A 13,765-nucleotide genomic window follows, 5' to 3' on the forward strand; every position below is an offset into this window, starting at 1 on the left:
AATATCCAGTGTTATTTTACTAATCGTTGAATTTTACTCTCAAAAACGAACAGTAAGATACCCGCCCAAATAAATATAAAAGTAATCGCCTTAGCAAAGCCAATTGGCTCATTATAAAATCCAACGGCAAAAATAAACATTAAAGATGGAGCAAGATACTGAAAAAAACCAAGGGTAGATAACTTTAACCGTAAAGCAGCCTGAGCAAAAAAGATCAAGGGTAAAGCAGTCACAACCCCAGCACTAACTATCCAAATATTTAATGATAATGGATTATTTAATAAATTCGACGTCATACTATTAGCAAAATAGCAGAGGTAAATAAGCGCCACGGGAAGCCCAAGCAAGGTTTCGATAAATAGTCCGACTAATGCTTCGACCTTAATCTTTTTCCGTACTAAACCGTAAAATGCAAAGCTGAAAGGCAAAACAAGTGAAATCCACGGCAAGCTTCCTAACTCGATAACTTGCACAAGCACACCAATAAAAGCTAAACCAATCGCAACCCATTTTACGCGACTCAATGATTCATTTAAGAAGATCAGACCCAGTAATACATTGACCAAAGGATTAATAAAATACCCAAGGCTGGCATCTAACATATGATCATTATTAATAGACCAAATAAACACCAACCAATTTGTGCTAATTAGGGCTGTACTTAAACATAAAAGAGCCATTAATTTAGGTGATTTAAGTAACTTAACAAACCGGTCCCATTGACGTGTAATCGTTAAAATAACGGCTAGAAATAATACCGACCATATAACACGATGTGAAATTATTTCAAAAACAGGCAACACATCTAGATGTTTAAAATACAGGGGAGAAATCCCCCAAATTAAATAAGCACCGAGCGCATAAAAAACACCAAGATGAACTTCGGAAAATTGTTTCATTTCAACTCCGTTGAAAAATAGATAAGCTAGCGAAAACGACCACGAACAGTTTTTTTGACCTGGCCAGACATGGCAACTAAAGACTGAGCGGTATGAGCATGACAAATTGCAACAGCTAATCCATCTGCTGCATCCGCCTGAGGACGACCTGAAAGTCCAAGGATTTGCATTACCATTAATTGAACCTGGTCTTTACTTGCCCCACCGGTTCCTGAAACAGCCTGTTTAATTTGACGAGCGGAATACTCACAAACATATAAATCAGCTTGCGTCGCAGCAACAATTGCCGCTCCCCTTGCTTGACCAAGCTTTAATGCAGAATCAGGATTTTTAGCCATAAAGACTTGTTCAATACCAAATTCGGTTGGTTGGTATTGTTTAATAATTTCACTAATTCCATTAAAAATCATATCTAATTTAGGTGCTAAACTCTCACCTTTAGTACGAATGCATCCACTTGCTATATAATGACATTTATTACCTTTTTGTTGGATCACGCCGTATCCTGTAATCCGAGAGCCAGGATCAATCCCTAGAATAATAGCCACTAATAACCTCAAGATTCATTAATTATAAAAAACACGTCACTTTACGCTCAGTCGACCTTCTACGCAAAGTTAGTTACAACTTTATTATTTTATTTATAAAAAAAGCAAAATACGCAATATGCTAACAATCTCCATATAAATCCCTAAAAAAAGTACTTCTATTAATTTAAGATCTACTAATTCGATTAAAATTAAGATGTATATTTTATCAAATTAAAAACAACTTACCCGATTGAGTGATTTTTGACATGTATGCGTATAAATAAGATGTTACATTAGAAATCAAAATACGAATAGATTAGTTTAATTGCCCTATAGCAGCTAACTTCTATCAGTGATTTTATTAACAATGAGCATAAGAATACACATACTGGTATATTCATTCGAACTAACTTTCGTCTATTAATAAAATAATGAATATGCTGGGCATGGAAAGTACGTTAAAGGGAACAAAATTTGTTACTTACAGATTTGTACAATAAAAAGAAAAACAAAATAAAAACCCTTTTACTCATTGATATTTTCCATATGAAAAACATCAATGCTTCCTATGGATTTAAAAATGGCAATGCTGTCATCAAACAATTTAATAAATTAATAAAAACAGTTATAAAACGCGAAATAAATAATATGCTCATTAACAATTTTGCTATTAAGGCAAATTGCAAAGTCACGAGACATTATTCAGATGTAATTGCGATTACTATTTATGCAGATTTGAATCAAACCGCTATTATCAAAATCAAAGACATCATCATACAAAATTTACTCGTTCATCAATTTAAGCTGACGGATCCCAAATTACATATCTATATCAATACCACAATCGGATGCTCAAAAAGTGCGGATGAAAATTTAATTGTTTATGCAGAAAAAGCGTTACATAACGCGAAGAAGAACCTCGATGCATTTCTCTTTTTCGATGCCAATTTATATAAAAATGAATCCTCTAATAATGACCTTGTTGAATTAATAAAATATAACATTCAAAATAAGAAAGTCGCTCCCTATTTCCAAGCAATTTATTGCAACAAAACCAATAGTATTGTTAAATATGAAGCACTTATGCGACTATTCGATCGGCAAGGAAATGTATTACTGCCCAATACATTTTTAGAAAAAGCAAAAAGTTATCGTCTTTATGTTCAATTGATGCAAATTTTAATCGGCAAAGTATTCGACAGTATCCTAAAATACAAAATGAATATAAGCATAAACCTTGATTATAACGATATAATTAATCCTTTAATTCGCGATATCATTACCACGCAAATACATCAACAGGATATTGGTCAATATCTCACCATTGAAATTTTAGAAAGTGAAAGAATTCAAGATTTTGATATTATTAATGACTTTATTCGTGAAGTAAAAAACTATGATGTAAGCATCGCAATTGATGATTTTGGAACGGGTTTTTCTAATTATGAATATATATTAAAATTGAACGTTGATTATTTAAAAATAGACGGTTCACTAATACAAAAAATTAATGAAGATATTTACCGTAATTTAGTCACAAGTATTATTAACTTTTGTAAAAAAGAACATATTGAAACAGTTGCCGAATTTGTCAGTGACTTGAAAATTCAACGACGCGTGAAATCTTTAGATATTGATTATTCACAGGGTTTTTATATCCAAAAACCCATGTCGATAAATAAACTTTTAGGGGTTCATAGTGAAGGATAAGTTAAAAAAAATAACCGATATAACCATACAAGATTTATTACAGCATGAAATTATTCTCCCTTCGATATACTTCGAGTCCTTCGATAAGAATGCTAAAAAATTAAGTATCGATGTTAAAGATGCTAAATTTAAAAGTGAAGTCAATAGTGTACTGATTGATGAGTTGAAACATATTAATAACTATATGAAAAAATCCATTGAGAATATTGATTTGTTAAGTGATGCCACTACCGATGCACAACAAGCAATCAAAGATAAAGATGAACATAAATTAAAAATGATTAACTCATCCATCGGTGAAATGAAAAATGAAATCAATGCATTAAAACATCTTATTTATCTTGATCCTTTAACAAAAACCTACAATAGAAGATGGATATACAATCATGCATTAGATAATGAAGGGATGTTTAAAACGAATGGATTACTACTTTTTATTAATTTAACCGATTGTGATTACCTTACCGAAAAATACGGTAATCAATTAACTGACAATGTCATTTTATACATCACAAAATTTATTAGTGAAAAATTCAGAAATGAAAATTTAGATTTTAATATCGCAAGATACAGTAATCATCAATTTGTTTTATTTATCGTAGAAGAAACCTCTGAAAACATGATCCCATTTATCAAAAATATAAGACGGGAACTTGCTAATACGACATTAAAAAGTAAATCTGGTCTAATGTTTAAAACCAGCTTCAACTTTGGTCTACGTCCCTATGAAGAAACTGAAAAATTTCAAGATACATTAGAAAGAACCGCAACATTATCAATACAAGAAAAAGAATCAGAGCAATAAAGTAAAAATCGAGCGGTAACAGATAGTGTTACCGCTGAGTATATTGCTAACCATCAATAACGCCAGCGCAAACAACACCACTACCTTCAATACTCAGAATCAGAACTAGATTTCTTTTTCTTCCATATATTTATAATTCAAAAAATCATTAATAATCACAACACCATGACAAATTTTACTATTCTTTCCAGTGACAACGATAATACTGTTCGGTTTATTTAAAAAGATCTCTTCAACTTGATCAATTGGGCTATCAATATCTACCGCATAGAAATTCTTGTCCATTATTTGATGGACACGCTTATTCAATGTCGCTAAATCCCTTGCATTTTCGCTCTTTGTACCGATATAGGGGCTTAACGTTGCTTCTAAATCAGCCTTGTATAATACCCCCATACAAATGTGATCTTCAATCACGATCAAATAATCAGTCTCATTTTCAGACATTATATCACGCGCTAAATCAAGGCGATCTTCACACCCAATCCTAACGAACTCATGCTTCATAATATCTTTTACTGAGGTATCAAATTCTTTATGTATGATCTTTCTAAAGGTTTCATTAACAACAATTTGAGGGGTAGAAAGCAATGCTTGAATGCTAAGAGGTTTGCTAAATAAATAGCCTTGCACCGAATCAACCTTGGCTTTTGCAACGAGCTGAAGTTCATCAACTGTTTCAACACCGGTAGCAATAACTTTTCCGCCAATTTTATGGGTTAACTTACATAACATTTTAATAATCTGAAACTCATTACTTTCAAGCGTTAAATTCCTAACAAAAGAACGATCTATTTTAATAAAATCGACCGATATATTATTCAAATGAGAAAGCGATGAGGAGCCTGCGCCAAAGTCATCAAGTGCAATTCTAACCCCCATTTTTTGTAATTTTTCAATCCATGTTTTTTGCTTATCAAAATCTTCAAAAAAGGCATATTCGGCTAATTCCAAAATAACTGGCGTAGTGCTCATATCCATATTTTTTAATGTATTGTATGCATTTTCCAAACAACTAAAAGAATGATTATCGTTTGCAAGGGATCGATTAAGTGAGATTCCAAGTGTTTTATCACCGTAATACTTCTGTAGTCTACTCAAGTCGATTAATGCTTGTTTATTAACTAAACTATCAATTTGTGCGACCCAATTATTTTCCTCTGCAATCGCAATAACTTCCAGTGTATCGTAATCCATTTCAGTATCTAACGTTATTCGGAATAGTGCTTCGAATTTACTTACTTTCATATTTCTAATATTAACAACGGGCTGATAATAAACTTCTATATCACCTTTGTTTAAGGCACTTTTAATTAACTTTGCTAGTAACTGACGACGGTTAAAACGCTTAGCTAAACGTCTATCGAAATAGGTTATTAAAGACTTTTCAGCAAAAGGGGTGGCTAACAGTTTTTGTACACTATGAGTTAATAATTGCTGAATAGAATTACTATCAACAAACAAAATAGAGGCTGCCATTTTTATATTCGAAATAACATCTAGGTCACTGCTTTCACTAACAGTTAGCTCTTTGAGCATTCGAGATAATAAAATATCTACCTGTTCTATATTCTTTTCCACAACCTGGCAAAAAACAAAAACATCATCATTAATCAGCCCTAAATGGCCTCCCTGTCCTGAAGAATCAAAACGATTTGAGATTAACCATTTGACAGAATCATCTGTAATTTTTTGCTGAGTTTTAACCACAAAAGCAGCCATTACAATCGTTTCGGTATTCGTTAGCTTTTTGTATTCTTTCTGGGTATTTTCAGTAAATTCTTTTTTATTTAAAATGGCTGATTTACGGTTATAACCAACTTTACGCTTATGTATTAAGGAGTAATTAGAGATATCCAATAACTCACTTTTTATGCCGTAAAAATAATCCCCATTTTCCTGCACAACTTTTTGAATATCGGTTTGCTGTGCATATATTTGACCTTGCTTATTTTTTGAAAGTAACTCACCAGTCCAAATTTTTTCTGAATTCACTTTTTCATATAATTTTTTATAATACTCACTCGTATACTCACCAGAATCTAAAATACTTAAATTCTGCCCAATTAACTCAAGTTGTGAGTAACCAGAACTTTCACAGAATAATTCATTAGCAAATATAATAATGTAAGCAGCATTAACAACGATTAAACCACGGTTAGACTTCTCGAAAAATAACCTTAAAAGAGAAGCTCCTTGAAATTCAAGCGGGATTTTTTGAATTATATGTAAAACGCCAATAATTGAAGCAGTTGTGTCTTTATTGTAAGTAAGTACAACCTTAGTTAGATAAACCCCATCGGTTCCATTCACAAAAATATACTCTGTCGTACCTTCTTGTGTTTTAATCACTTTTTTAATATTTTCTTTCAATGTATCAACTTGCTGAAAATGACAAATTGAAAAGAGGTGCTCAATGGTCAATGAAGAAGCTTCTTTACGACCAAAGAAAGAGGAATAATCCGACTGGCAAACAAAACGATTGGTAAGGAATTCGTATTCCCAATGACAGGAAAATAACGCGTTATCTTTTTCTACGATTGGCATTTTTTTTGGCACAGGCAGTCTCAGAATTAAATAGGGAAGATAAATTGCACTTTTTATGCACATTTAAAGTTTATCAGACCCATTTGATAGTAGCTATTTATTTAAATTTGAGCAAATAGTTGATTTTAAAAAAAACACCAAAATAATGTAAAAACAATATTAAATCAACTGCTATTAACTCCCTGTTGATGAATTAGTGCTCTTTAATATTATCTAAAGAGCACTAGTAAATAGTTAATTTATCGATATAAATTTGAAAGCAACACAGCTATCACATTTAAATGATCGCTAACTTAGCTTTAGTCGATAAACCAAGAGAAACATCGCTTCGGCTCACTGCGTTTAACACCGCTTGTAAAGAAGCACTCACAATGTCTTTGCAGCTAGCTGCTGCACAGTAACGCGCACCTTGAACATTAAGTTGTACATAAGCGATTGCTTCCGCCTGCTCATTTTCAGCACCATTTCTACTAGGTAAAGCATGTTCATTATAATCAATTAACACAATATCACTATTGATTGCAGCACTTAACCCATTAACAAACGCTTCTAACATGCCTTTACCTTCACCATTTAATAGCATCTCACCATCAATACTACTAACCAGTACTTCTAGCTGATCTTTATTACCTTGACGATTTAATTGATAACTTCCAACGCTAAGATTATCTTTAGGTGATAAATAGGTATCAGTAAAAATAGAGTGAATTATTTCCGAGGAAACTTCAGTTTCACTATGTTCAGCACGCTGTTGCACATAGGGGCTAAAATCAACTTGCATCCAACGTGGCATTTGTATGCCGTAATCTTGCTCAAGCACATAAGCCACACCGCCCTTACCCGATTGACTGTTTATGCGAATCACTTGTTGGTAAGTACGACCTAAATCACGCGGATCTATAGGCAAATAGGCAACTTGCCAATGCGCTTCTGGGTCACCCAACCTTTTCTCCGCGTCTATTGCCATACATTTATTAATAGCATCCTGATGACTCCCTGAAAAGGCCGCAAAGACAAGTTCTCCCGCATAGGCATGGCGAGGATGCACTGCTAATTGTGTACAACGTTCAACGGTCGCAATAATACGATCCATATCAGCAAAATTTAATTCCGGATCAATTCCCTGAGAATAAAGGTTCATTCCCATTGTCACGATATCCATATTGCCGGTTCGTTCACCATTACCCAGTAATGTACCTTCAATACGATCAGCACCAGCTAACACGCCTAACTCTGCGGCTGCAACTCCACAACCTCGGTCATTATGAGTATGTAGGCTAATTAAAACAGAATCTCGATGGGTAATATGGTCACACATCCATTCAATTTGGTCGGCATAAACATTCGGTGTTGAAGACTCAACCGTAGCCGGCAAGTTAATAATCACTTTATTCTCAGGCGTTGGTTGCCACACATCAATCACTGCATCACAAACTTCTACAGCATAATCCATCTCCGTCCCAGTGAAGCTTTCTGGAGAATACTCAAATGACCATTTTGTTTCAGGCTGTGCAATTGCAAAATCACGCACCCATTGCGCACCTTGTACAGCAATCGCTTTAATATCTTCACGTGATTTTTTAAATACCTGCTCACGTTGAATCGTTGAAGTCGAGTTATATAGATGCATAATCGCTTTTTTAGCGCCTTTCAATGCTTCAAAACTACGCGCTATAAGCGGTTCACGAGCCTGGGTTAACACTTGAATTGTGACATCATCAGGAATTAAATCTTGCTCAATAAGCTGACGAACAAAATCAAAATCCGGTGCCGATGCAGCAGGGAAGCCAACTTCAATTTCTTTAAAACCAACATCCACTAATAACTTAAACATCTCTAACTTTTGATTAGGTGTCATGGGTTCAATTAGCGCTTGGTTACCATCACGTAAGTCAACACTACACCAATTAGGTGCCGATTCGATGATTTGACTAGGCCAGCGTCTATCTGCTTTTTGGATTGGCGCATAAGCACGATATTTTTTATGATTAAAGCTAGCATGAATATTAGTGATGTTTGACATAAGTCACTTCCTTTTTAGGGGCCTACTACACAAATAATTAGGTGGATTAGCGAGTTGACGCACTATTATAAAGTGGTAATCACCCATTTCCGGTTAGAAACTTCGCTCGCCATCCATGAAGTAACTATAGAGCGATTATTGTAGAGAGTGGTTGCAAACTCTCTATTATTTATTTAAATTATCGCAATATAAACCTACTTAAATGATATTTTATAGACAATAAAACTAAACAAGGCAATTAACATGCAAGAAGTCATTAAATTAGATCGAATTGATAAGCATATTTTGCAGTTAATGCAACGCAATGCTCGCATTAGTAATTTAGAACTTGCAGACAGCGTCGGATTATCTCCAACGCCTTGTTCTCGTCGCGTGAAACGACTTGAAGAATCAGGCATTATCGACAAGCATGTCACACTATTAAAACCCAGTGTACTTGGATTGAATTTGACGGCCATGATAGGTATTTCAATGGATCGTCATACACCCGATCGTTTTGATAATTTCGAACGCGCAATTGTAGCTTTACCGGAAGTATTAGAATGTTTAATTGTCACCGGACAAAGTGCTGATTTTCTATTAAAAGTCGTCGTGCGTGATATGGAACATTATGAAAAATTTTTACTTGGCCAATTAACTAAATTAGAGGGGGTGAGCGGTGTACATTCTAGTTTTATTATGCGTGAAGTAGTAAAAAAAACAGAACTGCCCTTGGATTAAATCCTCACCATTGCTATGTCTAACAGTAAACTTACAAAGAATTAAAAATAGCAATTAATAACTTACCATCAAAAATCATTATATAGGTTTAACCTAATTAACGATCGGACATTGCACAAGATCGCTGTTTTACCTGGAACTAATAGCAATGTACGCGTATTTTCTCAGACATTAATTTGCTCATTTAACAATCACTTTAATGCTTGTGTATCTTTACATTCTAGATATAATTTGATTTAGATCAATTTCATGAACAGCGAGAAAGGAAAGGTATATGACTATAGAAGTAAAGCAACAATCACAGCCTAGCACTAGCCAACGCCCAATTCCCCAAGAAGCATTTGATTGGTACGATGAATATGCCCATGGCCTTATTAATCGTCGAGAATTTATGACTCGCCTTAGCGGTTTAGTCGCATTAGGTATGACCATGTCAACTCTTACTGCTGCGCTTATGCCTAACTATGCTCAAGCAGAGCAAGTTTCATTTAATGATCCCGATATTCATGCAAGCTATGTTAAATTTAACTCTCCAAAGGGACACGGTGAATGCCAAGGCTACTTAGCTAAACCAAGTAAACTTGAAGGCGTTGCCCCCGTTGTTTTGGTTATCCATGAAAACCGAGGACTAAACCCTTATATCAAAGATGTTGCACGTCGTTTAGCACAACAAGGGTTTGTTGCCTTTGCACCAGACGGGCTTTATCCACTCGGCGGCTACCCAGGCAATGATGATGAAGGTCGTGAAATGCAAAAAAGCATGGATAAATCTAAGTTAGAAGAAGATTTTCTAGCAGCAGCGGCATTCTTAAAAGCACATGAACTAAGTAATGGCAAACTCGGTGCCGTCGGTTTCTGTTACGGTGGGTATATTGTTAACATGCTTGCCGCGACAATACCTGAACAATTAAATGCAGGAGTTCCTTTTTATGGTACGCCAGCAGATCCATCATTACAAAGGAATGTGAAAGGTCCATTATCATTGCAATTTGGTAGTTTAGATAAACGCGTCAATGCCACATGGCCTGATTATGAGAAAATATTAAAATCCAATAATGCAGATTATGAAGCATATATTTATGAAGGTGCAAATCATGGTTTCCATAATGACTCTACAGGCCGTTATGTAGAAGAAACAGCAGAACTTGCTTGGAAACGAACGCTAGCATTTTTCAATAAACATCTTACTAGTTAAATTATAAAAAGCCTTTGTAACCTCAAAGGCTTTATCCCTCTTACAAAATAAACTAAAAATTCAAAAAGTTATAATATTTCTCATGGTCATTGCAAAAATCGAAGTTGCTTTCACCACCATAATACTTCGAAGACCTTCCAATCTGTAATCCGTATTCCTTACCCTCTTCATTACCAGTAAACATTGCGAAGAACACCTTACATCTGAATTACTTTTTGATGAATACAGTACTACACTTAAAAAATTATCCAGTAAAATTAATATTTATTCAGTACTAACCGACTAATATTTGGCTACCTTACATGAAAAAATATCGATCTGTTTTATTTGTCCTTACATTTCTTTTATTTATAGACTTCCCCGCGATAGCACAAGAGTGTTTATCTATGCATGTTATTGATCTACCACCAGCAGGTTTCAAAAACAAAAATGGGGAATTAACCGGCATACATTTTGATTTTTTAGAAGCGCTAGAAAACCGTTCCGGAGTCTGTATCAATAAAAAACTTATGCCTTATTCAAGAGCACTGAAAAATATAAAAGTTGGCGAACATGACGCAGGGATATTAAACCCTTCTTCCGACTTAGATTTTCACACTAATGTGCAATATATGGTTAAAATAATTACCCTAAAAACAATTATTATTCCTAAAAAAGGGCTTAGTCTAAATACTTATACAGATTTAAAAGATATTACTATCGGTAAAATTCGAGGTTCATCTTTAGGTAATACCTTCGATGAAAATAAACATACAATATTAGAACTTACAAACTATGAACATGGACTACAAATGCTTAAAAAAGGACGTATTGACGCACTAGCAGGAAATTCTGCAGGCATGTATGTTATCGGAAAACTTAATTTAGATAATTATTTTAACGTGCAAGGTAAATTTACCATTGGAGAAAGAGAACTTTGGTTCGTTTTTTCCAAGAATTCAGATAATATTAGTCAACTAAAGCCTATAAAATTAGCAGTACAATCATTGGTAAATGAAGGCGTTATTGATCTAATTTTCGAAAAGTTCATAGGAAAGAACTGGAAATTATTGAATGAATAAATTATTTCATAAGATAAAAATTGATAAAACACACTCACGTAGGATCGTTGGCTGGTCAATATCAAAACGTATGACCGTTGATTTGGTTGAGCGAGCATTACAGATGGCGATTGGTATTAGGCGACCTAAACCTGGCTTAATGTTCCAGAATGATCGATGCTCTCAATATACGAGTGGACGATTTAGTGCGTTATTGAGCAAATATAAAATGACTGCATCGATGAGTAGTGTTGGTGCTTGCTTAGATAACGGGATTGTAGAGCTATTTTTTAGCAGTTTAAAGAATGAATGGTTATTTAATGTTATTCATTTTACACGTGATGCAATGAAGATGGATATTGAAGGATAATATCCGTTATTACAACCATGAGCGACTGCATACTACACTCGATAATTTAACGCCGATTAATACCAATTCCATTAATTAACTGGTCAAATTAATCCACGATCTTAAGCATAGTGAAATGACTCTATTAATATCACTTCTAAAGTTATTCCAAGCAATAGTGCACTTCTCTTCAATATCTTCATAATCACTAAAAACACGATTGGCAATTTCATTTTGCCTCATCCATGACCATACTTGCTCGATTGGATTTAATTCAGGAGAATAAGGTGGGATGTGAATAATGCTTAGATTAGCAAATGCTTGATCTAAGTATTCCTGATGCCAGCTGGCACCATCCATTATCACTACAGCATGGCGACCCGCTTCCGTTGCTTTGGAAATAAGCGCTAGATGTTCTTTCATGATTTCCATATTACTAAAAGGAGCAATGATAGCTTCTGTTTTACCATTTGCTGGGCAAACAGCACCAAATAGATAAGCGTAAGTGTATTGTTGTTGCTGTACTACGCGTGGTCTCGTTCCTTTTTCAGCCCATATTCTAGTGGTCGTATTTTGTTGTCCAAAACGCGCCTCATCTTGAAACCAGATATCAACCCGATCTAACGCAACATGACCAGGGATCTTAAGGATCGTTTTTATTTTGAATTTTTTTAAAATCTTCCTGACGTTCAATTGACTGCTTGGGATGCTTTGAACGTGTAGTTATCCAGCTTAGATTTAATTCGTGTAATAGGTTGTAAATATTGGACTTTTTATACTCAATACCAAACTCAACTAAAATATACTGCTGGACATCTTTTCCTTGGAGTCTGCCGCCATCTGCCTTTACAGCCGAAGAAACAACAAACTCTTTCAGTTGAGACAGTTGCTTTTCGCTTAGGCCTTTTGGGCGCCCCGTATGTTTTTTCTCTTTTAACCCTGAAATTCCCTGTGTTAAATAGGTTTGTATCCAACTATTTGCACTCGTTCGACTTACTTTTAAGTATTCAGATATTTGAGTTCTATTTTTACCATCAAGAAAGTGAGATACCGCTAATAAACGAAGTTTTAATCTCGCATCTGAGGTTGAGCTAATCATTTTCGATAATTCTTGAGTCATATTCAGCACCTTTAATGAGTGCTTTATTAGATCATAATAATTAATGGAATTGGTATAACTATTAAAATTTACAAAGTCAGGTGTCCGGTTGGACTTGACCAGAGTACCTATTATTTAGAGTGCGAAATAAATTATATATTTCAACAAAATTGTATAATATATTGAAAATTAATATTAAGAAAAATAAAGGGTTATATAAATGGATTTTCTTTGGAGTTTTTTTGTTATTAATCTGAGTAATGGTTCTACTTTATCAATCTCTATAATTATATTAATAATTGCAGCTTTGAATATTAAGAATATTGCTAACTCGATTAGGAGACATAATAAAAACCGTTTGAATAAAATTAGTGAAGCTTTGTCTTATGACAAGTTACTTGGCTCAACAAGAAAATTTTTAGAAAATGAATTTATATCTGAACAATTCAGACAAGCTACTGAAATTGAAATTGACAATCACATCAGAGAAGCAATTATACAAATTTACGAAAATGCTAAAGGTGAAATTAGTTTTGTAGATTTAAAAAGAGCTGTAAATTTTATGAAAATCGAAGACTCTAAATTAATAATCGAAATTAGATGGTATCAATACTTAAAATCAGCTCTAAATTTATTAGTTGGTTTAACCTCTTTATTAATTGGTGCGGGGTTATTCCTTTTAATAAGTTTATCTAATAACGTAGATCTTTATCGGATTTCAATTACAGCATTCTGGTCGGTAGTGTATTTTTCTCTCGCTGCATACTCTTTACTACAAGTATTACCTCTAGTATCTTCCTTTTTGATTAAAGATAAAGTGGGTACTTAACGATACCTATTGAAGTTGT

General features: G+C 34.1%; 11 protein-coding genes and 1 pseudogene. 7 read left to right on the forward strand and 5 right to left on the reverse strand.

Annotation, left to right across the window (positions count from 1 at the left end):
- Positions 1-11: 11 nt before the first annotated feature.
- Together rarD and ruvC are read right to left on the reverse strand one after the other, a co-directional pair.
- Positions 12-899, reverse strand: a complete 888-nt coding sequence (gene rarD, locus ACR30L_RS16470; RefSeq protein WP_435235335.1) for an EamA family transporter RarD — start codon at positions 897-899, stop codon at positions 12-14.
- Positions 900-925: 26 nt separating this feature from the next.
- Positions 926-1,447 (reverse strand): crossover junction endodeoxyribonuclease RuvC, encoded by a 522-nt coding sequence (ruvC, locus tag ACR30L_RS16475; protein WP_435235336.1) that lies wholly within the window; start codon positions 1,445-1,447, stop codon positions 926-928.
- Positions 1,448-1,903: 456 nt separating this feature from the next.
- Here ruvC and ACR30L_RS16480 point away from each other — a divergent pair, with 456 nt between their 5' ends.
- Both ACR30L_RS16480 and ACR30L_RS16485 read left to right on the forward strand, forming a co-directional pair.
- Positions 1,904-3,139, forward strand: a complete 1,236-nt coding sequence (locus ACR30L_RS16480) for an EAL domain-containing protein (RefSeq protein WP_435235337.1) — start codon at positions 1,904-1,906, stop codon at positions 3,137-3,139.
- Positions 3,129-3,944 (forward strand): GGDEF domain-containing protein, encoded by an 816-nt coding sequence (locus ACR30L_RS16485; RefSeq protein WP_435235338.1) that lies wholly within the window; start codon positions 3,129-3,131, stop codon positions 3,942-3,944. Before ACR30L_RS16480 ends, ACR30L_RS16485 begins: the two co-directional genes overlap by 11 nt.
- 105 nt (positions 3,945-4,049) lie before the next feature.
- Here ACR30L_RS16485 and ACR30L_RS16490 read toward each other — a convergent pair whose 3' ends face one another.
- Entirely contained in the window at positions 4,050-6,503 is a 2,454-nt protein-coding gene (locus ACR30L_RS16490) for an EAL domain-containing protein (RefSeq protein ID WP_435235339.1), read from the reverse strand.
- Between the two features lie 265 nt (positions 6,504-6,768).
- Entirely contained in the window at positions 6,769-8,514 is a 1,746-nt protein-coding gene (gene leuA, locus ACR30L_RS16495) for a 2-isopropylmalate synthase (RefSeq protein ID WP_435235340.1), read from the reverse strand.
- Positions 8,515-8,757: 243 nt separating this feature from the next.
- On the opposite strand from leuA, the gene ACR30L_RS16500 reads away from it, so the two are divergent.
- The 4 genes and pseudogenes from ACR30L_RS16500 to ACR30L_RS16515 all read left to right on the forward strand — a co-directional run.
- Positions 8,758-9,234, forward strand: coding sequence for an Lrp/AsnC family transcriptional regulator (locus ACR30L_RS16500; protein WP_435235341.1), 477 nt, complete (start codon positions 8,758-8,760; stop codon positions 9,232-9,234).
- Between the two features lie 274 nt (positions 9,235-9,508).
- The gene (locus ACR30L_RS16505; protein WP_435235342.1) at positions 9,509-10,429 is read left to right on the forward strand and encodes a dienelactone hydrolase family protein; all 921 of its coding nucleotides are present in this window, start codon (positions 9,509-9,511) and stop codon (positions 10,427-10,429) included.
- Positions 10,430-10,731: 302 nt separating this feature from the next.
- A complete protein-coding gene (locus ACR30L_RS16510; protein WP_435235343.1) occupies positions 10,732-11,490 on the forward strand; it encodes a substrate-binding periplasmic protein in 759 nt (252 codons plus the stop codon).
- A 31-nt stretch (positions 11,491-11,521) separates the two neighbouring features.
- Positions 11,522-11,918 (forward strand): annotated as a pseudogene (locus ACR30L_RS16515) (integrase core domain-containing protein); the annotation flags it as partial.
- Here ACR30L_RS16515 and ACR30L_RS16520 read toward each other — a convergent pair.
- Positions 11,915-12,938 (reverse strand): IS630 family transposase gene (locus ACR30L_RS16520; protein WP_435235344.1). Its coding sequence is split into 2 segments (ribosomal slippage): positions 11,915-12,485 and positions 12,484-12,938, totalling 1,026 coding nucleotides; the frame shifts between segments, so codons are not numbered across the junction. The pseudogene ACR30L_RS16515 and the gene ACR30L_RS16520 sit on opposite strands and share 4 nt — an antisense overlap.
- Positions 12,939-13,137: 199 nt before the next feature.
- Here ACR30L_RS16520 and ACR30L_RS16525 point away from each other — a divergent pair.
- Positions 13,138-13,746, forward strand: coding sequence for a hypothetical protein (locus ACR30L_RS16525; protein WP_435235345.1), 609 nt, complete (start codon positions 13,138-13,140; stop codon positions 13,744-13,746).
- Positions 13,747-13,765 lie beyond the last annotated feature (19 nt).

This window comes from Psychromonas saccharinae (assembly GCF_051201515.1).
GTDB lineage: Bacteria > Pseudomonadota > Gammaproteobacteria > Enterobacterales > Psychromonadaceae > Psychromonas.

Bases quoted from the DNA above. Each gene is read 5' to 3' on its own strand.
- rarD (WP_435235335.1), bottom strand. From the start codon at position 899: ATGAAACAATTTTCCGAAGTTCATCTTGGTGTTTTTTATGCGCTCGGT.
- leuA (WP_435235340.1), bottom strand. From the start codon at position 8,514: ATGTCAAACATCACTAATATTCATGCTAGCTTTAATCATAAAAAATAT.
- ACR30L_RS16500 (WP_435235341.1), top strand. From the start codon at position 8,758: ATGCAAGAAGTCATTAAATTAGATCGAATTGATAAGCATATTTTGCAG.
- ACR30L_RS16505 (WP_435235342.1), top strand. From the start codon at position 9,509: ATGACTATAGAAGTAAAGCAACAATCACAGCCTAGCACTAGCCAACGC.
- ACR30L_RS16510 (WP_435235343.1), top strand. From the start codon at position 10,732: ATGAAAAAATATCGATCTGTTTTATTTGTCCTTACATTTCTTTTATTT.
- ACR30L_RS16525 (WP_435235345.1), top strand. From the start codon at position 13,138: ATGGATTTTCTTTGGAGTTTTTTTGTTATTAATCTGAGTAATGGTTCT.